Origin of the sequence: Pseudoduganella sp., assembly GCF_041914865.1 — a bacterium.
In the GTDB taxonomy this organism is placed as follows: Bacteria; Pseudomonadota; Gammaproteobacteria; order Burkholderiales; family Burkholderiaceae_D; genus Rugamonas.
In genome coordinates this window covers 12,336-35,602 of sequence record NZ_JAYSCO010000031.1, presented here as the reverse complement: position 1 = coordinate 35,602, position 23,267 = coordinate 12,336, and the positions used below count along the sequence as shown (strand labels likewise).

Genomic DNA, 23,267 nt, shown 5'->3' with positions numbered 1-23,267 from the left:
GCGGCTGGAGCGGCAGCCACGACAAGCTGCGCAATTGCCAGGAAGCCGCATTGGCGTTGGGCGACAGCGCCGGGCAGCGCTACCGCGTGCTGAACACGGTCAACGGCAAGCGCCTGCGGCGTAATGCGTGCATGCAGGGCTGAGTGAATTTTTATACAAAGTTTTTCTTGACACTACATTCCTGAAGAGCGCAGAATCGACGCTCATTGATTTTCATTAACCCAATTTCAGAAAGGACGACCATGCCACGTACGGCTATCAAGTTTAAGAACACCAGATAGCCCCGATGCGCGTGCGCTCGGGGCTGCTGGCGAACTGCCACCCCCGAGCCGGACGTCCCGCAACAAGACCCCGGTAAGGAAACTTGCCGGGGTTTTTGTTTTTTCGGTCCCGGCGCAATGAGGAGATGAATCATGGAGATTCAACTGAAAGCCGTCACGCGGCATAACTTCGACGACGTGACCGACTTGCGTCTGCTGGACCACCAGTGCGATTACGTTGCCAGCAACTCGTATTCGATAGCGCAGGCCAGCTTCTACCCGCACATGCATACCCGCGCCATCTATGCCGGCGAACAGCTGGTCGGCTTCCTGATGTATGTCGACCTGGCGGGCGAAGGCTATCCCGCTGAATTCGGCGTATGGCGCCTGATGGTCGACTACCACCAGCAGGGCAAGGGCTACGGCCGGCGCGCCCTGCAGCTGGCGCTGGCGGAAATCCGCGCGCGCGGCGGCGTGCGCAAGATCTGGATCAGCTACAAGCCTGACAACGCGCTGGCGCGCGACCTGTACGCCAGCCTCGGTTTCGTCGAAACGGAAATCGACGAGGACGGCGAGATGAATGCCGTTCTTGAGCAATAACGAAGAAGAAGGAGTCCACAATGAGACCATACCAACGCTTCCTGAAGAAGTGGATCACGACCAACCTGCACCTGGTCACCAAGGAGAATTTCGCCAACATCGCGGAACTGGAGCTGCATGAGCACCAGCAGGACCATGCCGCCAGCACCCTGTACGCGATCGCCCAGGCCAGCTTCCACCCGAACTACCAGTGCCGCGCGATCGCCGACAAGGACGGCGTGGTCGGCTTCCTGATGTACGCCGCGCCCGGCGCCGAGGACGAGCCGGGCGACTATGCGATCTACCACCTGATGGTGGACCGCCGCCACCAGGGCCGCGGCCACGGCCGCCGCGCGGTCGAGCTGGCGCTGGCCGAAATCGGCAAGCATGGCGATATGCTGCGCATCTGGACCAGCTACCAGCCGGGCAACGCGGTGGCGCGCGAGCTGTACGCTGCCTGCGGCTTCGTCGAAGCCGGGGTGGAGGACGACGGCGAGATGTACGCCGTCTGGACGCCGGACCCGTATTGAACCGCTTGCTATTTCGCACAGGTGTGCTAAAGTTCAGCCCATGGACACCCTGACCGCCAAAAGCGAAGCGACTTTCGCCACCATCCTCGACGCCGCCATGGAAATCGCGGCGGCGGAGGGGATCGGCAAACTGTCGCTGGGCGAAGTCGCCAAGCGTACCGGCATCAGCAAGAGCGGGGTGTTTTCACGCGTCGGTTCGCTGGAGCAGCTGCAGTGCGCCGTGCTGGACGAGTATGACCGCCGCTTCGCAGCCGAAGTGTTCATGCCCTCGCTGGCGCTGCCGCGCGGCCTGCCGCGCCTGATCTCCCAGGTTTCGGCCTGGTTCGAGCGCGCGGCGGACGAGGGCCTGCGCACCACCTGCCTGTACACCGCCGGTGCTTTCGAGTTCGACGATTTCGAGGGCAGCACGGTGCGCGACCGCCTGGCGCAAGGCGTGCTGGCCTGGCGCGCCTCGCTGCGCAAGACCGTGCTGCAGGCGATGGAAGCCGGCCAGCTGCGGCCGGATACCGATCCTGAACAGCTGGTGTTCGAGATTAACAGCCTGGTGGTGGGCCTGCTGCACGACGCCCGCTTCCTGCACGATGTGCAGTCGCCGCGCCACGCGCGGCGCGCCTTCAACCGCCTGATTTCGACGTACAAGAGCTTTAACGATTTGTGACTTTGGGTTGCCGCGGCTTGCCTGCGGCCTTTTTTTAACCGTAATTCGCACGGGTGTGCGAAATGGAGTGGAAAATGCGCTACTTACTTTTGTTGCTGCCTGTGGGGATTTATTTCATGAGCCATAGCAGCCTATGGGGCATCCTGCGCGGACTGCCGAAGAACAACAGCGACTTTGGCGAAAACTATTAAGGAGCGGACATGGTCCTCGATTTCTATTTTGATTTTGCTTCCGGCTATTCCTACTTCGCTGCGCGCCGCATCGAATGGCTGGCAGCGGCCAACGGCGCCACCGTGCGCTGGCACCCGGTGCTGCTGCCGGCGTTGACGGAAGTGACGAAGGTGCTGCCGTCGCCGCTGGTGCCGTCCAAGTGGCGCTATGTGCAGCGCGATATGGAGCGCACCGCGCAGGAGGAGGCGATCCCCTTCAACCCGTCCAGCGCCTTCCCGCAAATGCTGGTGGCGCCAGGCCGCGCCATGCTGTGGGTGCGCGCCGTGCACGGCGACCAGGCGGCGGTGTCGTTTGCCCGCACCTGCTTCCAGGCCTATTACGCGGACGGGGTGGATATTGCCGACAAGGCGGTCCTGCTGGGGATTGCGGAAGGGCAGGGCATCGATGGCTCGGCCTTCCTGGCCGGCATCGAAGACCCGGCCATCAAGGCGCAGTTTAAGCAGGCCAATGAGGACGCGCTGGCGCAAGGGGTGTTCGGCGTGCCCTTCGTGCTGGCCGACGGCGAACCGTTCTGGGGCTACGACCGCTTCCCGCAGCTGGAGCGCTGGCTGGCGGCGGCGCGCCGCGCGGCTTAACGCTGCAGCCAGGCGAACTTCGCGTAGAAGTCGGACTTTTGCAGTGCCAGCCTGGTGTACGAATACTTGACGTTGGCTTCGGCGGCGCTGCAGGTGGCGTGGGTGACCACGCCATCGGTTTCGCTCTTTTTGAGCGGCAGGTTCTCGGTCACGGTGAAGCCGACTTCTTCGTGCAGCTGCACGGTCAGCCAGTTATACGACAGCACGCTGACCACGCTTTGCTGCAGGCCCAGCGTGCCGAAGGCCCAGTGCAGCAGGGCCAGTTCGGCCAGGAACACCAGGTTCGGGTTGCCGCCGTCCACGCCGCGCATGAAGTTATCCAGCTCGCCGCTTGCGCCGTTTACGTCGGCCAGGCCCATATGGCCGACGAAACGTCCGGCGTCGTCGTACATCAGGAACAGCAGGCGGTTTTCCTGCGCCACCGACAGGTTCTTCAGGTAGCCGTGGGCCTTTTCGTAGGTCGATTCGAACTGGGTCAGGAACATGCGCATGGCGCGCTTGCGCCAGCCGCTGATCAGTTCAATCTTCTCGCGGTCGTCCAGGATCCATTCGCCCACCGGCACCAGTTTGCCGACCGTCTTGCCCTGCGCGCTGGTGACGGGGATGGCCAGCTGTGCGGCCTCGGCGAAGGTGGCCGCCTTCATCTGGCGGATCAGGGTCTGGTAAGTCATGTCATGCCTTCTTGAAGCGGTGGCCCACGGCCACGTTCTCAACGCGGATCCGCTTCGGCACCATATGCGGCTGCAGCTTGTCTTTCAGGAAGGCCATCAGCGCATCCTTGTCGACCGCGCCTTCGGCGGTGGGCTGCACCATCAGTTCCACGTGCTGGCCGGTGATCGGGTTGGGGCGGGCGGTGGCCTTGACCAGTGACACGCTGGGGAAGGTCAGCGCCACGCGCTCCACTTCCGACGCCATGAATTTCAGGCCGCCGACGTTGATCACGTCGCTGACCCGGCCCGTCACCTTGTAGTAGCCGTCCTTCACGTCCACCACGTCCTTGGTGTCGTACCAGCCTTCCGCGTCGAACGGCGAGGGCGCGTTCAGGTAGCCCAGCATGCGCGAGGAGGAGCGGATTTTCAGGACGTTGTCCACCACCTTGGTTTCCACGCCTTCGCCGCCGACTTTCATGTACAGGCTGTCGCGCGCCTCGGACTTCACGCGCACGATGCCCAGCTCGGACATGCCGAAGGTCTGGCGGAAATCGACGTCCGGCAGCAGGCGGCACAACTCGTCCAGGGTCGGCTGGTCCATGCGTTCGGTGCCGTAGGTGACAACCTTCAGGCAGGGCGGCACCTTGTCCGGCACCGCGCCGCTCATCAGCATCATGCGCAGGAAGGTCGGCGTGGTCGGCAGCACTTCCACGTCGTACCTGGCGCAGGTGGCCAGGATCGATTCCACCGTGCGCGATTCGGGCGCGATCACCACGCCCTTGTTGAACAGGGTGTGCAGCAGGGTGTTGATGCCGCCGATATGGTCGAACAGCAGGAAATTGATGGTGCGCAGGGTCGGACGCGGCGTCTCAAAGCGCTTCAGGAACAGGGTCAGGTCGTGCAGGATGGCTTTCGGGCGGCCGGTGGTGCCGGTCGAGAACAGCACCAGGCCGGCGTGCCCCAGGCGGCGCAGGCCATCGATCAGCTCATGCTGGCCGGCGTGGCTGCGGCGCGTTACCTGGTTGCCGTTCACCACCACATCGACGTGGGCCGATTCGAAGAAGTACTCGTGTTCGTGCGTCGTCTCCACCGTCAGCGGCACCACGATCACGCCGAGGTCGATCAGCTGCAGCAGGGTGAGGATGGAGGCCGGGTTGAAGTCGCCGATGATGGCGACCACGTCGCCCTGCCGGATGGCCGACAGGTCGACCGGCGCCTGCGCCGTCACGTCCGAGAAGTAAAGCTCCTGGCCTGCATGGATCAGGAAGGGATAGTCAACGCCACTCCAGATACTCGACAGCTTTTCCAAGAGCTTCATCATGCTCCTCCGACGTGTAACACCTGGCCAGAAATCGAATGGCTGCGCGGGTCCAGCAACATCTCCACCAGGTCCGCCACCGCCTCTTTGGTAAATTGCTTGGGAATGATCTGCTGCGCGACGATGTTCTCGATCTGCTTGCTGGTGATGCCCTTGAGCAGGCTGGTATCGATCGGTCCCGGCGCGATGCAGTTCACCTTGACGTTGAAATCGGCCATCTCGCGCGCGAAGGCGCGGGTAAAGCCTTCCACGCCGGCCTTCGAGGCGGCGTAGATCGACTCGCCTTTCAGGCCCAGGGCCACGGCGATGGTCGAGAAATTGATGATGGAGCCCTGTTTATGGCGCAGCATCAGCGGCGCCACCAGCTGGCAGCAGTAGATGGTGCCGAGCAGGTTGGTGTTGATGATCTTCTGCGCCGTGCTGGACGGGGTGGTCACCGCCAGGTTCATGGAGGCGATGCCGGCGGCGTTCACCAGGCCGGTGATGGTGCGCCCGTCCTTCTTCAGGTGCTGGGTCACGGCTTTGACGTCGTCGTAAGAGGAAACGTCGCAGGCCATGGCGTCGAAGGGCAGGCCGTCGACATTGCGCGCCAGGCCGAACACCGGCACATTGCTGGCGGCCAGGCGGTCGCAGATGGCCCTGCCTAGCCCTTTGCTAGCGCCGGTGACGACGATCATTTCCGGGCTTCCATCTGGCTCAGGAATTCCGCCGCCAGCGAGCCGGCCGTGCGGAACATGCTGCGCGAGCGCGACATGGCCGCTTCCGAGGTCCAGTCGAATTCAAAGCCCAGCTCCGAAGCCTTGTCTTCCAGCGCCAGGCAGAGTTCCACCAGTTTCATGGAATCGAGCACGCTGTCGCCGCCGATGAGCGCCATATCGTCCGTGATCACGATGCTCTTGTCTTCGAGCAGGTGGGAGATTTGGGCAAAGACTTCCGCTTTGAGCTGGTCAGTGGACGACATAGGGGTTCCTTAATGGGGAGAATTCGCTTTGAATTCTACTTGTGGGCCGCGCATTTGTACAACGCGGCCCCCCGTGGGGTCCCTTATTTCTTCTTCAGCAATGGACCAAGGTATTTGCCGGTGACGCTGGCCGGGTTGGCCGCCACTTCTTCCGGTGTGCCGCTGGCGATGATCTGGCCGCCGCCGGCGCCGCCTTCGGGACCCAGGTCGACGATCCAGTCGGCGGTCTTGATCACATCGAGGTTGTGCTCGATGATCACCAGGGTGTTGCCGTGGTCGCGCAGGCGGTGGATCACTTTCAGCAGCAGGTCGATATCGTGGAAGTGCAGGCCGGTGGTCGGCTCGTCCAGGATATACAGGGTGCGGCCGGTGTCGCGCTTGGACAGTTCCAGCGACAGCTTGACGCGCTGCGCCTCGCCGCCGGACAGGGTGGTGGCGCTCTGCCCCAACTTGATATAGCCCAGGCCCACGTCGAGCAGGGTTTGCAGCTTGCGCGCGATGACCGGCACCGCCTTGAAGAATTCGTGCGCGTCTTCCACCGTCATGTCCAGCACTTCGGTGATGCTCTTGCCCTTGTAGTGCACTTCCAGCGTTTCGCGGTTATAGCGCTTGCCGTGGCACACGTCGCACGGCACGTACACGTCCGGCAGGAAGTGCATTTCAACCTTGATCACGCCGTCGCCCTGGCAGGCTTCGCAGCGGCCGCCCTTGACGTTGAACGAGAAGCGGCCGGCCGAGTAGCCGCGCTCCTTGGCCACCGGCACGGTGGCGAACAGGTCGCGGATCGGCGTGAACAGGCCGGTATAGGTGGCCGGGTTGGAACGCGGGGTGCGGCCGATCGGCGCCTGGTCGACCGAAATCACCTTGTCGAAGTGTTCCAGGCCGCTGATCGATTCATGCGGCGCCGGCTCGGTCTGGGAACCGAACAGGTGGCGCGACAGGGCCGGGTACAGGGTGTCGTTGACCAGGGTCGATTTGCCCGAGCCGGAGACGCCCGTCACGCAAGTCATCAGGCCGACCGGCAGGTTCAGGGTCACTTTCTTCAGGTTGTTGCCGGTGGCGCCGGTGATGGTCAGCTGGCGCTGCGGGTCGGCCACATGGCGCTTCTTCGGCACCGCGATACCCAGCTTGCCGCTCAGGTATTGCGCGGTCAGCGACTCCTTCGATTTCAGGATGTCCTTCAGCGGGCCGGCGGCGATCACGTCGCCGCCGTGCACGCCGGCACCCTTGCCCATGTCGACGATGTAGTCGGCGGTGCGGATCGCGTCTTCATCGTGCTCCACCACCAGCACCGAGTTGCCGATATCGCGCAGGTGCTTCAGGGTGTCGATCAGGCGGTCGTTGTCGCGCTGGTGCAGGCCGATGGACGGCTCGTCCAGCACGTACATCACGCCGGTCAGGCCGGAGCCGATCTGCGACGCCAGGCGGATGCGCTGCGCTTCGCCACCGGACAGCGTGTCGGCGCTGCGTTCCAGCGACAGGTAGTCCAGGCCCACATTGTTCAGGAAGGTCAGGCGCGAGACGATTTCCTTGATCACGCGGTCGGCGATGTCCTTCTTCGCGCCCTTCAGCTTCAGCTGCTCGAAGTAGGACAGGGTGTCGCGCAGCGGCTTGTCGGCGATCTGGTAGATCGCGCGTTCCTGCTTGCCGCTGCCGATCTTCACATGGCGCGCCTCCACGCGCAGGCGCGCGCCTTCGCAGCTCGGGCACTTCTTCTCGTTGATGAACTTGGCCAGCTCCTCCTTCACCGCCATCGAATCGGTTTCGCGGTAGCGGCGCTGCAGGTTGTTGACGATGCCCTCGAAGGTGTGTTCCTTGACCACCGCCTTGCCGCGTTCATTCATATAAGTGAACGGGATGGCGGTCTTGCCCGAGCCGTGCAGCACCACGTCCTGCGCCTTGGCCGGCAGCTGCTCGAACGGCGTATCCAGGTCGAAGTCGTAGTAGGCCGCCAGCGCGGCCAGCATCGAGTAGTAGAACTGGTTGCGGCGGTCCCAGCCCTTCACCGCGCCGGAAGCCAGCGACAGGTTGGGGAAGGCGACGATGCGGCGCGGGTCGAAGAATTCGATATGGCCCAGGCCATCGCACTCCGGGCAGGCGCCCATCGGGTTATTGAAGGAGAACAGGCGCGGCTCCAGCTCCTGCAGCGAGTAGCCGCAGGTGGTGCAGGCGAACTTGTTGGAATACACATGCTCGGCGCCGGTATCCATCTCGTAGGCGACGGCGCGGCCGTCGGCCAGGCGCAGCGCGGTTTCGAACGATTCGGCCAGGCGCTGCTTGATGTCGGCATTCACCTTGACGCGGTCGATCACCACGTCGATGGTGTGCTTCTCGGTTTTCTTCAGCTTGGGCAGGTCGTCCACTTCATAGATTTTGGCCTCGTGCGTGCCGCTCTGCACGCGGAAGCGCACGAAGCCCTGCGCCTGCATGGCCTCGAACAGGTCGACGTGTTCGCCCTTGCGGTTGGCCACCACCGGCGCCATGATCATCAGCTTGGTGCCCTCGGGCATGGCCAGCACGGCATCCACCATCTGCGACACCGACTGCGCGGCCAGCGCGTGGTCCGGGTGGTTGATGCAGTAAGGGGTGCCGACGCGGGCGTACAGCAGGCGCAGGTAGTCGTGGATCTCGGTCACCGTGCCCACGGTCGAGCGCGGGTTGTGCGAGGTTGCCTTTTGCTCGATCGAGATGGCGGGCGACAGGCCTTCGATCATGTCGACGTCCGGCTTTTCCATCAGCTGCAGGAACTGGCGCGCGTAGGCCGACAGCGATTCCACGTAACGGCGCTGGCCTTCCGCATACAGGGTGTCGAACGCCAGCGAGGACTTGCCGGAGCCGGACAAGCCGGTGATCACGATCAGCTTGTTGCGCGGCAGGTCGAGGTTGATATTTTTCAGGTTGTGCGTGCGTGCACCGCGGATGCGGATTTCTTCCATGCGTGTATGCCTTTCGGGTCAGCCCGATACTATAGCTGGGAATAAATTCTTACGCCGGGTTTGAGCTATCTCAAACCCGGTCATCAAATACTGTACATAATACCAGTATTCCGGCAAGCACGTATCGGTTGCCGCTTCACGGGCGGTAAGTCAGGTAGCCCATTACGGCATCGGTGATGGATGACTCGATGTCGGCCATCTCGAAGTGCGGCGCATCGATCACGGCCGCATGCACCATGGATTCCATGATGTGCAGTATCACCCAGGTGGCCAGGTCGAGGTCGCGCGGCACGATCTCGTTGCGCCACTCGCCCAGCAGCGAGCGCACCCGCGTGAAGATGCCCTTGTCGGCTTCATTCTCCGACTGCGGCGCATCGAAGTACGGGAATTGCAGCTCCAGCATCTTATGCAAGTCCGGTTCCAGCAGGTGGGCGGCCAGCAGGGCCCGCACCATGGCGCCGATGTGGCCGGCCAGGGTCGGCTCATTGGGCTTGGACAGGACCGCTTCCACGGTTTCCTGCATCTGTTCGGCATGGCGCTGGTGCAGCGCCGCGATCAGCGCGTCCTTGTTCTGGAAGTACTGGTAAAGCGAGCCGACGCTGATGCCGGCCTTCTCGGCGATAAGGTTGGTGTTGGTGCCGGCATAGCCATGCTCGGCAAAAACGCGAGCCGTCGCTTCCAGGATGATCTCAACGGTGTTCTTGGAGCGCGCTTGCCGTGGGACTTTGCGGGGGCGGGGGATGTCCAGCATGCGGGATTCCTAATGCGAGTTTTCGGGGTGGGTTGTTAATTTTAGAATTTTGTCTGTTTGTGAGCAATTGCTCGCCTTCGCTAATTCTATTGTGAACTTTGAAAGATTTTACATGAGCCCGCCTAAAGATTTTGCCACCCCGGCCGCGGCAGCCGCCCCCCAGGCTGCCAATGTGGTACCGAGGATTTTCCCTATCGTGCTGGCGGTGTTCGCCAGCTTCATGGCCATCGGCATCGCCCTGCCGGTGCTGCCGCTGCACGTGCATGGCCACCTCGGCCAGAGCACCTTCACGGTCGGCGTGGTGGCCGGCGCCCAGTTCGCGGCCGCCCTGCTGACCCGCGCCTGGGCCGGCGGCCTGTGCGACACCCGCGGCGCCAAACTGGCCGTGATGACCGGCTTCGTGCTGGCCGTCGGCGCCGCCTTGGTCTACCTGGCTTCGCTGGCGGTGGCGAACCAGCCCGCGACGTCGGTGGCGGTGCTGGTCGCCGGCCGCGTCCTGCTGGGCTGCGCCGAGAGCCTGATCGTAACTGGCGCCCTGAGCTGGGGCGTCGGCCTGGTCGGCCCGCAAAACGCCGGCAAGGTCATGGCCTGGGTCGGCATCGCCATGTATGGCGCCTATGCCGCCGGTGCGCCGGCCGGGATGGCGCTCTACCGCCAGTACGGCTTCCAGGGTATCGCGCTGGCCGGCATGCTGGCGCCCGCCCTGGCCATGCTGCTGCTGGCGAAGACCGCCGGCCTGGCGCCGGCCGCCATGCGCCGCATCCCGTTCTACAAGGTGCTGGGCGCGGTCTGGTTGCCGGGAATGGGCCTGGCGCTCTCCAGCGTCGGCTTCGGCGTGATCACCGCCTTCATCTCGCTGCTGTTCGCCGGCAAGGGATGGGGCAGCCCTGCGCTCGCCTTCAGCGCCTTCGGCGCGGCCTTCATCGGCGCCCGCCTGCTGTTCGGCCATCTGCCGGACAAGATCGGCGGCGCCCGCGTCGCCCTGGTGTGCGTGCTGATCGAGGTGATCGGCCAGCTGTGCATCTGGCAAGCGCCGTCGCCGATGCTGGCCTACGCCGGCGCCGCCCTGACCGGCTTCGGCTACTCGCTGGCCTTCCCCGGCTTTGGCGTGGAAGCGGTCAAGCGCACCCCGCCGCAAAGCCGCGGCGCGGCGATGGGCGCCTATGTCGCCTTCCTGGACATCTCGCTCGGCCTGACCAGCCCGCTGGCCGGCGCCTTGGCCGGCGCCCACGGCGTCAGTGCGGTCTACCTGGCCGGCTGCGCGGCGGTGTCGGGCGCCCTGTTGATTGCCATCCGCCTGTTGCAGCCGCCCAGCGCGGCTTGAACAGGAATCTTTCAGAAATAAAGCACTAAATCAAACCGTATTGCACAAGTTATAATTTTTTATGTGAATGAGAATCATTTACTACCAATCTACAAGGGGAACCTTTGATGAAAGTCGATTTTAAAGATATGCCGTCGAGCGGCGGCCGCGCTGCCGACAACGCCATGTACACCGGCGCCGAATACCTGGCCAGCCTGAACGACGGCCGCGAAGTGTGGCTGAACGGCGAACGTGTGGAAAACGTGGCGGAGCATCCGGCCTTCCGCAATGCGGTGCGCATGATCGCCCGCTTCTACGATTCGTTGCACGATCCGGCCAAGCGCGAGCTCCTGACCACCGAGATCGACAATGGCAGCGGCCTGCGTTGCCACCGCTTCTTCCAGGCGCCGCGTTCGCCGGAAGAGCAGATCAAGGCGCGCGACGCGATTGCCGAAAGCGCCCGCATCTCCTACGGCTGGATGGGCCGCACGCCGGACTTCAAGGCGGCCTGGATCGGCACCTTCGGCGCCAACCGCGACCTGTACGGCGAATACAGGGAAAACGCCGTGCGCTGGTACGACTTCGCCCGCGAGCGCCTGCCCTACATCAACCACGCGGTGGTGAACCCGCCGGTCGACCGCCACCTGGACCCGAACCAGTCCAACGTCTTCATCCGTGTCGAGGAGGAAACCGCGGAGGGCCTGGTGATCAGCGGCGCCAAGGTGGTCGCCACCGGCGCCGCCCTGACCCACTTCACCTTCGTGGCCCACTACAACGTGATGTACGCGGACAAGAAATACTCGCCGGTGTTCATGGTGCCGACCAATGCGCCGGGCGTGAAGCTGATCTGCCGCAAGTCCTACGAGCTGGCCGCCGCCGCCACCGGGGCGCCGTACGACCACCCGCTGTCGAGCCGCATGGACGAAAACGATTCGATCCTGGTGCTGGACCGCGTCTTCATCCCGTGGAAGGACGTGTTCATGTACGGGGTGGAAATGTCGAACAAGTTCATCGAGCACTCGGGCTTCTTCGGCCGCACCCTGATGCACGGCTGCACCCGCCTGGCCGTCAAGTTCGAGTTCATCTGCGGCCTGTTCCTGAAAGCCACGGAAATGGCGGGCACCAAGGGCTTCCAGGGCGTGCAGGGGGCGCTGGGCGAAGCGATCGCGCTGCGCCACATGCTGTGGGGCCTGTCCGACTCGATGGCCTGGAAGGCCGAGCCGTGGGTCGAGGACTTCGTGCTGCCGAACCTGGAGTCGGCCCTGGCCTACCGCGCCAGCGCCGGCGACGCCTATAGCCGCGTGATCAACCTGATCCGCAAGAACGTGGCCAGTTCGCTGATCTACCTGCCGTCGCACGCCAACGATTTCCTGCAGCCCGAACTGCGTCCTTACCTGGACCGCTATGTGCGCGGCGCCGACGGCGTCGATGCCGAACAGCGCGTCAAGCTGATGAAGCTGCTGTGGGATGCGGTCGGCTCCGAATTCGGTTCGCGCCACGAGCTGTATGAGCTGAACTACTCGGGCAGCTACGAGAAGAGCCGCCTCGACACGCTGGCCGTGGCCAACGGCACCGGCCTGGTGGGCGAGATGAAGGGCTTCGTCGAGCGCTGCCTGGCCGAGTACGACCTGAACGGCTGGATCGCGCCCGACCTGAAGGCCGCGTCGGCGCCGGCCGCCGCCCTGGCGCCGGGAGCCTAAGGCCATGGCGCACGTCATGACGGCATCCGCCAGCGCCCAGGTAGCGGTGGTCACCGGCGCCGCCAGCGGCATCGGCGCCGCCACCGCCAGGCTGCTGGCGCAGCAAGGCTACGCCATCGCCGGCCTGGACCGCGATGGCGCGCGCCTGGCTGCGCTGCTCCGGGAACTGGGCCCCGGCCACAGCGGCTTCACGCTCGACCTGTGCGACGAGGCCGAGGTGAAGCGCATTGTCGGCCAGGTCATCGAATGGCGCGGCCGCATCGATGCGCTGGCCACCTGTGCCGGCGTGGTCGACACCACGCCGCTGATGGAGCTCTCGGCGCAGCGCTTCATGGAGATGGCCAGCATCAATATGCTGGGCACTTTCCTGCCGGTGCGCGAAGCGGCGGCGCGCATGGCGGCCGGTGCGCGCATCTGCACCGTCGCCAGCGTGGCCGGCCTGCGCGGCGGCGGCCTGGCCGGCACCGTGGCCTATGCCGCCAGCAAAGGCGGAGTGGTGGCGATGAGCAAGACCCTGGCGCGCGAACTGGGGCCGCGCGGCATCACCGTCAACTGCGTGGCGCCGGCGCTGATCCGCACGCCCATGCTGGACGCCACCACCGCGGCGCCGGGCCATATCGAGCGCCTGCACGGCCTGACCGCGCTGCGCCGCGAAGGCAGCGCGCAAGAGGCGGCGGCGGCCATCGCCTGGTACCTGTCGCCGCAGGCTTCCTTTGTCAGCGGCACCACCATGGCGGTCGACGGCGGCCTGTCGATGGCTTAGATCATTCAAGGAAAAGAAAAAGACCATGGCAATTTCAACCGACAACCCCCTGTCCCTGCTGCGCTCCTGGCTGTTCGTGCCGGGGATGGACATGTCCGTCCTGCGCGATGCGCCCGCCTGCGGCGCCGATGTCATCGTGCAGGAACTGGAGGACTTCACCCCGCCGCAGCGGCGCGCCGAAGCGCGCGCGCTGGCGGCCAGGGCCTACGCCGAATGGCGCGCACGCGGCGTGGTGCCTGCCGTGCGCATCAACCCGCTCGAAAGCTGCGGCCTGGCCGACCTGGCCGGCGTGATGCCGGGCCGGCCCGATATCGTCATGATGTCCAAGGTGGAAAGCGTGGAGCAGGTCGCGGCCCTCGAGCGCGAGATCAGCCGCTTCGAGGCGGAACTGGGCATCGCGCACGGCGCCACCCTAATCGTGCCCAACATCGAAACCGCGCTGGGCATCGTGCGCGCCATCCCGATCGCAGCGGCCAGCCCGCGCATCAAGGCCATGCTGGTGGCGACCGAGGATACGGTGGCGGACCTGGGCGCGGACCGCAGCCGCAACGGCGCCGAACTGCACTATCCGCGCTCGCGCTTCCTGCTCGAATGCGCGGCGGCCGGCGTGCTGGCCATCGACTGCCCCTACACCTACTCCGACGCGCTGGGGGCCGAGGCCGATATGCGCGCCGGCCACGGCATCGGCTACAAGGCCAAGGCGGTGGTCAACCCCAGCCACGTGGCGGTGGCCAACCGCTGGCTGACGCCGACCAGCGAGCAGGCCGCGCTGGCGCAGCGCCAGGTGGCCGCCTTCGAGGCGGCGCGCCGGCAGGGCCTGATGCGCGCCGAAGTCGACGGCCTGGTGGTGGAGGTGCCGAGCTACCTGGCGGCACAGCGGCTGCTGCTACGCCATGCCCAGTTGAGCGCACGACAGGCCTCGCGGCCGCCTGAGCGCGGCTACCGCTGACATTGCGAGCGCATCATGTGCATCAGCATCGTCATCGTCGAAGATTGCCCACGCTTGCGCGACGCGCAAAAGCTGGTCCTGGAAAGCCAACCGCGCCTGCAGGTGCTGGCTGAACTGGACAGCAGCGGCGCCGCGCTGGATTGGCTGCAGCACAGCGCAGCGGACATCCTGGTGGTCGACCTGGACCTGGCCGACGGCCGCGCCATCGCGGTGGTCGAAGCCTGCGCCGCGCGCCACCCCGGCTGCGGCATCCTGACCTTGTCGCGCCTGTGCGATGACGCGGTGCTGCACCGCTGCATCGACGCCGGCGCCGCCGGCTACCTGTGCGGCCCGAACGCCGTGGCCAGCCTGCCCGGCGCCGTGCTCGACCTGCACGCCGGCGGCGCGCCCATCAGTCCGGACATTGCGCGCATGATCCTGGAGCGTGCGCGCGGCGACCGGCCGGCGCCCGCCAGGCCGGGCGTGGCGCCGGCCAGCGTGCTCACCGCCCGCGAAACCACCGTGCTGGAACTGGTGGCGCAAGGCAGCAGCGACAAGGAAGTGGCGCGCCAGCTGGCGATCTCCTTCCGCACCGTGCAAACGCACCTGAAAAACATCTCGGGCAAGCTGTTCGCCAAATCGCGCACCGAAGCGGTGTACCAGGCGCGCCTGCAGGGCCTGCTCTCCACCTGACCTCCGGTCCGCCAGCTCGCCGGCGCCGCTGCCCCCCGGGCACGGCGCCGGTTTTTCTTTATGGGCCGGCCCCAGGTTGAGCGCGGGCGGCCAGCGGCGCCATACCTAATTTTACGTATTTATCTACTCTTATTTGCAACAATAAAATGGCTTCATGCTTTCGCTGAAAGCGTCTATCAATCACCAAGAAATGGGGAGCCAAGCATGAAGAAGGACGGTTTTCAAACCACCATCGAAGTGAAGTACCGCGACACCGATTCCATGGGCCACGTCAGCAGCCCGGTCTACTACGACTACCTGCAGCACGCCTACCTGGGCTACATGTTCGACGTGCTGCAGATCCCGAAGACCGAGAAGCTGCCGCACATCATGGTCAAGACTTCCTGCGAGTACACCCAGCCTGCAATGTATGGCGACATGCTGACCGTCAGCAGCCGCGTGACCCGCTTCGGCAGCAAGAGCTTCGACATGGAGCACATCATGCGCCGCAACGACGAAGCCAACACCATCGTCGCCAAAGGCGCATCGACCCACGTGATGTTCGACTACGCCACCAACAGCACCACCCTGGTGCCCGAGCAGTTCAAGCAGCAGGTCGCCGCCTACCAGGGCGAATAAGCGCCGGCGCAGCGAGCCGCCGGCCGGGCGCCGGCGGCCATTCCACGATCAACCACCCAGGTACTTATCATGATGTTGCAATGGACTGAGGAACAGCTCGCCCTGCGCGGGAGCTACGCGGCGCTGGGCGCCCAACTCGCGGCGCGCGCCGGACAGCCGGAGGGCTTTGACCACGACGGCTGGCGCCAGCTCGGCGCCGCCGGGCTGTGGCGCCTGATCGTGCCGGCCAATTTCGGCGGCACGGGCACCGACTGGTGGGCCTTCACCGCCGCGCTGGAAGGACTGGCCAGCAGCATCCGCACGCCGGAGCTGCTGCTGTCGGTCATTGCGCAGGCGGGCCTGGTGCGCGCCCTGGTGAACTACGGCAGCCCGGCGCAGCAGGACAAATACTTCGCCGCCATCCTGCGTGGCGACCTGTCGTCGACCGGCATCGCCGAACCGGGTACCGGCACCGATGTGCGCAGCATCGAAACGCGCCTGGCGCCGGCCGGCGAGGGCTATGTGCTGAACGGCGGCAAATTCAATATCGCGCACGCACCGGTGGTCGACTTCATGCTGATCGTGGCGCGCGCCAACGACGAAGGCGCGATCTCGCTGGTGCTGCTGGACCAGGACGCACCCGGCCTGCGCATCGGCAAGGCCGACGACAAGCTGGGCAACCGCAACCTGCCGACCGGCGCCCTGCACTTCGAGAATGTGCCGGTGGCCGCCTCGCAAATCCTGGGCAAGCCGGGCAAGGGCTTGCAGCAGCTGATCGACATCATCTCGCTGGGCCGCCTGTATTACGGCCTGGTGGCGTCACACCTGGTCACGCCGTTCCTGGCCGATGCCATGGAGTACGCCGGCCAGCGCAGCAGCTTCCAGGACAGCATCGCCGAGCACCAGTACGTGCAGCGCCGCCTGACCGACCTGAAGATCGGCGCCGAGCGCGGCCGCTGGCTGGCGTACGGCGCGCTGACCCAGCTGATGGCGGGCGACCGCGAAGCGCTGCTGACCTGTTCGGCCGCCAAGCTGGTCGGTGCGGAAGACTTGATCAACGGCGCCATCAGCCTGGTCAAGCTGTACGGCAGCATCGGTTATCACAACAACGGCATTTCCAGGCTGGCGCGCGATGCCCTGGGCTTTGCCAGCGTCGGCGGTACCGAAGAGATGCATCGGAAGAACATCTACAACCAGCTTGTGCGGCTGGGCAAGTAAGTTGCGGCGCTTCCCATGCCTAGCCCCGCCCGCTTGTTCTTTCCGCTGCGCGTATGTGGCGTGGCGCCGGAAGCTGGCGCCAGCGTACTCACCTTCGAGGTGCCGCAGCGGCTGCGCAGCGCCTTCCGCTACCAGTCCGGCCAGTACCTGACGCTGCGCGCCAGCGTCGGCGGCGAGCAGCTGGAGCGCCAGTATGCCATCTGCTCGGCGCCGCACGAAGCGCCGCTGCAGGTGGCCATCAAGCACGGCCAGGGCGCGATGGCGGCCTGGATCCAGCACCGGCTGGCGCCCGGCAGCGAGCTGCCGGTGGCGCCGCCGGCCGGCGCCTTTACCGTGGCCGCCGAGCCGGCGCGGCGCCGGCACTACCTGGGCGTGTGCATCGGCAGTGGCGTCACCGCCTTGTATTCGCTGCTGAAGCATCTGCTGCACAGCGAACCGCGCAGCCGCTTCACCCTGCTGATCGGCGAGCAGGACCACGCGTCAACCCTGTTCCTGCCGGCGCTCGCAGAGCTGCGGCGCCGCCTCGGCGAGCGCTTGCGCTGCGTGCTGGTGTTCAGTTGCGCGCGGCCGGGCGCACCGGCCGGCCTGCCGCTCTACCACGGCCGCCTGGACCAGGACACGCTCGCGCGCATCTGCGCCCGCGAGGTCGACCTCGACAGCGTCGACCTGGCGCTGGTGGTCGGCTCGCCCGCCATGATGGATGAGCTGTCCGGCCTGCTGCAGCGAGCCGGCCTGCCGCGCCAGCGCATCCGCACCGCCGGCGACTGAGCGCCGCGCATTCCCCGCTACAACCTGGAGAACACATGGGCAAGATGAATGAAAAACTGGCCGTCGCCGCCGTGGACGAGCGCTACCAGCTTAGCGACGCCTTGCATGCGGCCTCGGGACAGATATACCTGAGCGGTACACAGGCGCTGGTGCGCCTGCTGCTGATGCAGCGCAAGCTGGACCGCGAGAACGGCTTGAACACGGCGGGCTTCGTCAGCGGCTACCGCGGTTCGCCGCTGGGCGCCGTCGACCAGCAGCTGTGGAAGAACAGGAAGGCGCTGGAGGAAAGCGCGGTGCGCTTCCTGCCCGCCATCAATGAGGAACTGGGCGCCACCGCCGTGCTGGGCGTGCAGCGCCTGGCCAGCGACAGCGAGCGCGCGGTCGACGGCGTGTATGCCATGTGGTACGGCAAAGGCCCCGGCGTCGACCGCGCGGCCGATGCGCTCAAGCACGGCAATGCCTATGGTTCCTCGCCGCTGGGCGGGGTGCTGGTGGTGGCCGGTGACGACCATGGCTGCGTCTCGTCCTCGATGTCGCACCACAGCGACCCGAGCATGATGGCCTGGCATATGCCGGTACTGAACCCGTGCAACGTTGCCGAGCTGATCGAGTTCGGCCTGTACGGCTGGGCGCTGTCGCGTTTTTGCGGCGCCTGGGTCGGCCTCAAGGCGATCTCGGAAACCGTGGAATCGGCCGGCACCGTCAACCTCGACCGCATTGCCACGCGCTGGAACGCGCCGGCCGACTACGTGGCGCCGGCCGGCGGCTTGCACAACCGCTGGCCGGACTTCCCCGGGCCGCAGATCGAGCTGCGTCTGAGCGAGAAAATCCGCGCCGCGCGCGCCTTCGCGCGCGTCAACAGCATCGACAAATGGATCGCGCGCAGCCCGCACGCCCGCATCGGCATCGTTACCTGCGGCAAGGCCCACCTCGACTTGCTGGAAGCGCTGCGCCGCCTGGAACTGACGGCCGCCGAACTCGATGCAGCCGGCGTGCGCATCTACAAGGTCGGCCAGAGCTACCCGCTCGAGACCGGCCGCCTTGACGCCTTCGCCGACGGCCTGTCGGAAATCCTGGTGGTCGAAGAGAAGGCCGCCGTGGTGGAGCAGCAGCTCAAGGACCACCTGTACAACCGGCCGGACAGCGCCCGCCCGCGCGTGCTGGGCAAGCGCGACGCCGATGGCATGGCGCTGCTGCCGGACGACGCCGAGCTGCGTCCCTCGCGCCTGCTGCCGGCCTTGTCCGCCTGGCTGGCGCGCCACCTGCCCGCGCATGACCGGCGCGCCCTGCTCACGCGGGCGCTGGCGGCGCCGCCGCTGTCCAACGCCGCCGACGGCGTGCGCCGCATTCCCTACTTCTGCTCCGGCTGCCCGCATAATGTCTCGACCAAGGTGCCGCAAGGCTCGATTTCCCACGCCGGCATCGGCTGCCACTTCATGGCATCGTGGATGGAGCGCGACACCACCGGCCTGATCCAGATGGGCGGCGAGGGCGTGGACTGGGCCGCGCAGGCGCTGTTCTCCCGGCGCCCGCACATCTTCCAGAACCTGGGCGACGGCACCTATTTCCACTCCGGCATCCTGGCCCTGCGCCAGGCGGTAGCGGCCAACACCAGCATCACCTACAAGATCCTGCACAACGCCGCCGTGGCGATGACGGGCGGCCAGCCGATCGACGGCAGCCTGCCGGTGCCCCGCCTGGCGCACCAGCTGGTGGCGGAAGGCGTCAAGCGCCTGGCCGTGGTCAGCGATGCGCCGCAGCAGTACAAAGGGCGCGAACGCGAGTTCCCGCAGCAAGCCACCTTCCACCACCGCGACGAGATGGATGCGCTGCAGCGCGAGCTGCGCGAAATCCCGGGCGTCACTGCGCTGATCTACGACCAGGGCTGCGCCGCCGAGAAGCGCCGCCTGCGCAAGCAGGGCAAGGCGGGCACGCCGGGACGCCGCCTGTTCATCAACGAAGCGGTCTGCGAGGGCTGCGGCGACTGCGGCGCCAAGTCGAACTGCCTGTCGGTGGGCGTGACGGAGACGCCGCAAGGGCGCAAACGCAGGATCGACCAGTCCTCCTGCAACCTGGACTTCGCCTGCCAGGGCGGCAGCTGTCCCAGCTTTGTCAGCGTGGTCGGCGCCGTGCCGCGCAAGTCCCGGGTTGCTGCCGGCGTCATGCAGCAGCTCGAGGAGGCCGCGACCCTGCTGCCGCATCCCGCGCCGCCGCCGCTGGCGCAGCCGTACAACCTGCTGGTGACCGGCGTCGGCGGCAGCGGCGTGGTGACGGTGGGCGCGCTGGTCTGCATGGCCGCCCATCTGGAACAGCGCCAGGCTTCGGTGCTGGACTTCATGGGCTTCTCGCAAAAGGGCGGGGCTGTGCTGTCCTTCGTGCGGCTCGCCGCATCGCCGGCCGACCTGAACCAGGTGCGCATCGATGTGCGCCAGGCCGACCTGCTGCTGGCCTGCGACCTGGTGGTGGCCGCCAGCCCCGAGGCGCTGCAGACGCTGCAGCACGGCCACACCCGCCTGGCGCTGAACAGCCACGCGATCCCCAACGCCAGCTTCGTGCGCGACCCGGACGCCAACCTGCATGCGGACGCGCTGCTGGAGAAAGTCCGCCACGCGGCGGGCGGCAGCGACAGCGCCACCTGCGATGCCCAGGCGCTGGCCGAGTACTTCTTCGGCGACACCATCTGTGCCAACATCGTCATGCTCGGCATGGCATGGCAGCGCGGCTGGGTGCCGGTCTCGCTGGCGGCCCTGACGCGCGCGATCCGCCTGAACAATGTGGCGGTGCCGCTCAACCTGCGTGCGCTGGCGCTCGGCCGCCTGGCCGCCGCCGCGCCGGAGCGCCTGCAGCAGCTGATGGCGCCGGCCGCTGCGCCAGCGGCGGCGCGGGCCGATGCCGGCAGCCTGTCCGGGCTGATGGCGCAGCACCGCGCCCAGCTCCAGGAATACGGCGGCGCCGCCTGGGTGCAGCGCTACCAGTGCCTGCTGGACGAGGTCATCGGCGCGGAAACGCGCAGCTGCGGTGCAGCGGAGCTGCCGTTCAGCCGGGCCGTGGCGCACGGCTTCGCCCGCCTGCTGATGGTGAAAGACGAATACGAGGTGGCGCGCCTGTACAGCGGCGCCGGGTTCGTGCAAAGCCTGGAGCGCCAGTTCGAAGGGCGGCCCGGCGTCGACTACAAGCTGCAGTTCCATATGGCGCCGGCGCTCGGCCGCAAGGCCGGCGCCGAAGCGCGCAAGCGCACTTTCGGCGCCTGGATGCTGCCGCTGCTGAAAGCCCTGTCGGCGCTGCGCCGCCTGCGGGGCGGCTGGTTCGATCCATTCCGTTACCAGCATGAACGCCGCCTGGAGCGCGAGCTGGCGGCGCACTATGAACAACAGATGCGCGAGGTCGCGGCCAAGCTGGCGCCGGAGCACATGGACGCGGCCCTGGCCATGGCCGGCCTGCCGGCCATGATGCTGGGCTTCGGCCACGTCAAGCTGCGCAACGTGGCGCGCGCCGCCGCGCGCCAGGCGCAACTGGCGCAACGCCTCGGCATCGAAACCGGCTACGGCCCGCTGGTGGCCGAGCATGCACGTACCAGCGCCGGCAACGGCAGCACCCTGCGCGGCATTCCTGTGGTGCGCGCGTAATGGCAACCCCCTCATCCGACTGGAGCTGATCATGGCGTACCAACACATCCTGTTTTCCATCGAAGACGGCATCGCGCGACTGACGCTGAACCGTCCCGAACGACTCAATAGCTTCACCGCCGCTATGCATATGGAGGTGCGCGGCGCGCTGCGTTCCATCAGGCGCAACGGCTCGGTGCGCGTGCTGCTGCTGACCGGCGCCGGGCGCGGCTTCTGCGCCGGCCACGACCTGAGCGAAAACGTGAAGCCGGCCGGCAGCGAGACCGACGAGCTGGTCGAGATTGTCGACAAATACTTCCACCCTGCCCAGCATAGCGCCGAGGACGAGGACGCGGCTTCCGCCGGCCTGGGCGAACTGGTGAGCCGCTACTACGCGCCGCTGGTGCAGGCGTTGCAGGCCTTGCCGATTCCGGTGATCTGTGCGGTAAACGGCGTTGCGGCCGGCTCCGGCGCCAACATCGCGCTGGCCTGCGACATTGTGATCGCCGCCAAGTCGGCCAGTTTCGTCGAATCGTTCTGCCATGTCGGCCTGCTGCCCGATAGCGGCGGCACCTACTTCCTGCCGCGCCTGATCGGCACCGCCCGCGCCAAGGGCCTGGCCCTGCTGGGAGAAAAGCTCAGCGCGGAACGCGCCGAAAGCTGGGGACTGATCTGGAAATGTGTGGCGGACGAGCGCCTGGCGGCCGAGGCGGAACAGCTGGCCCGCCACTTCGCCGGCGCCGCCACGCTGGGCCTGGCCCGCACCAAGCAAGCCTTCCACGCCAGCATCAACAACACGCTGGATGCGCAGCTTGAACTTGAGCGGGACTACATCACCGAGCTGGGCGACAGCGCGGACTACCGCGAAGGCCTGGCCGCCTTCGCCGAGAAGCGTGCGCCGCGCTTCATCGGGCAGGCCAGGGCGGAGCCGCTGCGGCGCCGCGCCTGAGCGCAACGCGGCGCCGCCAGGCGCCGCCACAGCCTACTGCTTCTGCGCCAGGTAAGTGGCCAGTTCGTCGATGGTCAGCTGCACCAGGCCGTGGGCGGCGGCATACACCTCGATCTGTTCGGCCTTGCTCATGCTGCCGTCCGGGTTCATCAGCTCGCACAGCACGGCGGCCGGCTTCAGGCCGGCCAGGCGCATCAGGTCGACCGAACCTTCGGTGTGGCCGCGGCGCTGCAGCACCCCGCCCGGCACCGCGCGCAGCGGGAAGACATGGCCGGGACGGGCCAGGTCATCGGGTACCGCATGGTCGGCGATCGCGGCGCGGATGGTGGTCACGCGGTCGGCGGCCGAGACGCCGGTGCTGACGCCGTGCCGGGCTTCGATGGTGACGGTGAAGGCGGTGCCGTTGCGGCTGCCGTTCTTCTCGACCATGGGCGGCAGGTCAAGCTGTTGCAGGCGTTCGTCCGTGAGGCACAGGCAGACGATGCCGCTGCAATCGCGGATCAGGCGCGCCATGCCTTCCACGTTGATCTTCTCGGCGGCGACGATCAGGTCGGCTTCGTTCTCGCGCTCGAAGTCGTCCATCAGAAGCACGGCGCGGCCGGCGCGCAGGTCGTCCAGCGCGCGCGCCAGGCGCTGCTCGAACGGCGCCAGTCCTTGCGGACGGTATGGCGGGTTGGATTCGGTGCTTGGGGATTCAATATTCAGATACATGTGAAACGCTCCGCAGGTAAAGATTGCAAAAGACGTTCCAGGGAATTGATCGCCGAACGGCTGCGGCGCCATCCGGGAATGGCGCAGTCGACGCTTTGGCACATCGTCTTTCATCCGGACTGTTACCGTCGGCCCTGGCATCGCACCAGGTCTGCTGACCCCGCCAAGTGGCGGGCGCTCGCGGGCTCGGCCCGTAAGGCCATACCGCCGGTGGGGAATTGCACCCCGCCCTGAAGACGTACTAAAAAGTAGGTTTGCCGCTGGCGCGGCGGCGCAATTATCGGCCAGTTTGCGCCGCCGGGAAAGCCCGCAAATGGCGCCAGATGCGAGCCGGCGCGGGCCGCCCGGGCGGCCAGGCGCCGCTCTGCCGCAGCCTGCGCGCGCGCCGCGGCGCGTGCGAATGCGAGTTAACAATATGAGCAAAGGCTCATATTCTAGACTGCACGATTAACGATAAACCAGAGCCATGGATCCGCTTCGCTTTTTCCCCGTATTCCCGGCCGCCGCGCTTGCCGCGCTGGCCCTTTCCCTGCCTCTCGGCGGCTGCACGTCGCGCGCCGCGAGCCAGGCATCCGCGCCGGCG

General features: G+C 66.4%; 21 protein-coding genes and 1 riboswitch. Of the genes, 14 read left to right on the top strand and 7 right to left on the bottom strand.

What is annotated here, in order from left to right:
* Window positions 1-413 precede the first annotated feature (413 nt).
* The 4 genes from ACE3TQ_RS15560 (at window position 414) to ACE3TQ_RS15545 (ending at window position 2,833) form a co-directional block, all read left to right on the top strand.
* Entirely contained in the window at window positions 414-860 is a 447-nt protein-coding gene (locus tag ACE3TQ_RS15560) for a GNAT family N-acetyltransferase (protein WP_374583192.1), read from the top strand.
* Window positions 861-880: 20 nt separating this feature from the next.
* Entirely contained in the window at window positions 881-1,369 is a 489-nt protein-coding gene (locus ACE3TQ_RS15555; RefSeq protein WP_374583191.1) for a GNAT family N-acetyltransferase, read from the top strand.
* A gap of 40 nt (window positions 1,370-1,409) precedes the next feature.
* Complete coding sequence (locus tag ACE3TQ_RS15550) at window positions 1,410-2,027, top strand: TetR/AcrR family transcriptional regulator (RefSeq protein WP_374583190.1); 618 nt, start codon at window positions 1,410-1,412, stop codon at window positions 2,025-2,027.
* Window positions 2,028-2,227: 200 nt separating this feature from the next.
* Entirely contained in the window at window positions 2,228-2,833 is a 606-nt protein-coding gene (locus ACE3TQ_RS15545) for a 2-hydroxychromene-2-carboxylate isomerase (protein WP_374583189.1), read from the top strand.
* Here the strand turns inward: ACE3TQ_RS15545 and ACE3TQ_RS15540 are convergent.
* The 6 genes from ACE3TQ_RS15540 to ACE3TQ_RS15515 form a co-directional block, all read right to left on the bottom strand.
* On the bottom strand, window positions 2,830-3,504 hold the full coding sequence (locus ACE3TQ_RS15540) for a hypothetical protein (protein ID WP_374583188.1): 675 nt from the start codon (window positions 3,502-3,504) through the stop codon (window positions 2,830-2,832). The genes ACE3TQ_RS15545 and ACE3TQ_RS15540 overlap by 4 nt on opposite strands.
* A 1-nt stretch (window position 3,505) precedes the next feature.
* Window positions 3,506-4,804 carry a class I adenylate-forming enzyme family protein gene (locus ACE3TQ_RS15535; protein ID WP_374583187.1) on the bottom strand — a complete coding sequence of 433 codons (1,299 nt, stop codon included), beginning with the start codon at window positions 4,802-4,804 and terminating at the stop codon, window positions 3,506-3,508.
* A complete protein-coding gene (locus ACE3TQ_RS15530) occupies window positions 4,801-5,478 on the bottom strand; it encodes an SDR family oxidoreductase (protein WP_374583186.1) in 678 nt (225 codons plus the stop codon). Before ACE3TQ_RS15530 ends, ACE3TQ_RS15535 begins: the two co-directional genes overlap by 4 nt.
* Window positions 5,475-5,762, bottom strand: coding sequence for a hypothetical protein (locus tag ACE3TQ_RS15525; protein WP_374583185.1), 288 nt, complete (start codon window positions 5,760-5,762; stop codon window positions 5,475-5,477). Before ACE3TQ_RS15525 ends, ACE3TQ_RS15530 begins: the two co-directional genes overlap by 4 nt.
* Before the next feature lie 83 nt (window positions 5,763-5,845).
* On the bottom strand, window positions 5,846-8,698 hold the full coding sequence (gene uvrA / locus ACE3TQ_RS15520; RefSeq protein ID WP_374583184.1) for an excinuclease ABC subunit UvrA: 2,853 nt from the start codon (window positions 8,696-8,698) through the stop codon (window positions 5,846-5,848).
* A gap of 136 nt (window positions 8,699-8,834) precedes the next feature.
* Window positions 8,835-9,449: a TetR/AcrR family transcriptional regulator gene (locus tag ACE3TQ_RS15515; protein ID WP_374583183.1), complete on the bottom strand. Its 615-nt coding sequence runs from the start codon at window positions 9,447-9,449 to the stop codon at window positions 8,835-8,837.
* Window positions 9,450-9,561: 112 nt separating this feature from the next.
* On the opposite strand from ACE3TQ_RS15515, the gene ACE3TQ_RS15510 reads away from it, so the two are divergent.
* From ACE3TQ_RS15510 to ACE3TQ_RS15465, 10 genes are all read left to right on the top strand, one after another.
* Window positions 9,562-10,773: an arabinose transporter gene (locus ACE3TQ_RS15510; RefSeq protein ID WP_374583182.1), complete on the top strand. Its 1,212-nt coding sequence runs from the start codon at window positions 9,562-9,564 to the stop codon at window positions 10,771-10,773.
* A 107-nt stretch (window positions 10,774-10,880) separates the two neighbouring features.
* The gene (locus tag ACE3TQ_RS15505; protein WP_374583181.1) at window positions 10,881-12,452 is read left to right on the top strand and encodes a 4-hydroxyphenylacetate 3-hydroxylase family protein; all 1,572 of its coding nucleotides are present in this window, start codon (window positions 10,881-10,883) and stop codon (window positions 12,450-12,452) included.
* Between the two features lie 4 nt (window positions 12,453-12,456).
* Window positions 12,457-13,215, top strand: coding sequence for an SDR family NAD(P)-dependent oxidoreductase (locus ACE3TQ_RS15500; RefSeq protein ID WP_374583180.1), 759 nt, complete (start codon window positions 12,457-12,459; stop codon window positions 13,213-13,215).
* A 25-nt stretch (window positions 13,216-13,240) separates the two neighbouring features.
* Window positions 13,241-14,164, top strand: coding sequence for a CoA ester lyase (locus tag ACE3TQ_RS15495; protein WP_374583179.1), 924 nt, complete (start codon window positions 13,241-13,243; stop codon window positions 14,162-14,164).
* Between the two features lie 15 nt (window positions 14,165-14,179).
* Window positions 14,180-14,836 (top strand): response regulator transcription factor, encoded by a 657-nt coding sequence (locus tag ACE3TQ_RS15490; RefSeq protein WP_374583178.1) that lies wholly within the window; start codon window positions 14,180-14,182, stop codon window positions 14,834-14,836.
* 204 nt (window positions 14,837-15,040) lie between these two features.
* Window positions 15,041-15,454, top strand: coding sequence for an acyl-CoA thioesterase (locus ACE3TQ_RS15485; protein WP_374583177.1), 414 nt, complete (start codon window positions 15,041-15,043; stop codon window positions 15,452-15,454).
* A gap of 69 nt (window positions 15,455-15,523) precedes the next feature.
* Window positions 15,524-16,651, top strand: coding sequence for an acyl-CoA dehydrogenase family protein (locus tag ACE3TQ_RS15480; protein ID WP_374583176.1), 1,128 nt, complete (start codon window positions 15,524-15,526; stop codon window positions 16,649-16,651).
* A 15-nt stretch (window positions 16,652-16,666) separates the two neighbouring features.
* Window positions 16,667-17,419: an FAD-binding oxidoreductase gene (locus ACE3TQ_RS15475; protein WP_374583175.1), complete on the top strand. Its 753-nt coding sequence runs from the start codon at window positions 16,667-16,669 to the stop codon at window positions 17,417-17,419.
* Between the two features lie 44 nt (window positions 17,420-17,463).
* Window positions 17,464-21,045, top strand: a complete 3,582-nt coding sequence (locus ACE3TQ_RS15470) for an indolepyruvate ferredoxin oxidoreductase family protein (RefSeq protein ID WP_374583216.1) — start codon at window positions 17,464-17,466, stop codon at window positions 21,043-21,045.
* Window positions 21,046-21,076: 31 nt separating this feature from the next.
* On the top strand, window positions 21,077-21,973 hold the full coding sequence (locus ACE3TQ_RS15465; protein WP_374583174.1) for an enoyl-CoA hydratase: 897 nt from the start codon (window positions 21,077-21,079) through the stop codon (window positions 21,971-21,973).
* A 33-nt stretch (window positions 21,974-22,006) separates the two neighbouring features.
* Here ACE3TQ_RS15465 and ribB read toward each other — a convergent pair whose 3' ends face one another.
* Window positions 22,007-22,684, bottom strand: coding sequence for a 3,4-dihydroxy-2-butanone-4-phosphate synthase (ribB, locus tag ACE3TQ_RS15460; RefSeq protein ID WP_374583173.1), 678 nt, complete (start codon window positions 22,682-22,684; stop codon window positions 22,007-22,009).
* Window positions 22,685-22,782: 98 nt separating this feature from the next.
* Window positions 22,783-22,926: riboswitch (FMN riboswitch) on the bottom strand.
* Between the last annotated feature and the right edge of the window lie 341 nt (window positions 22,927-23,267).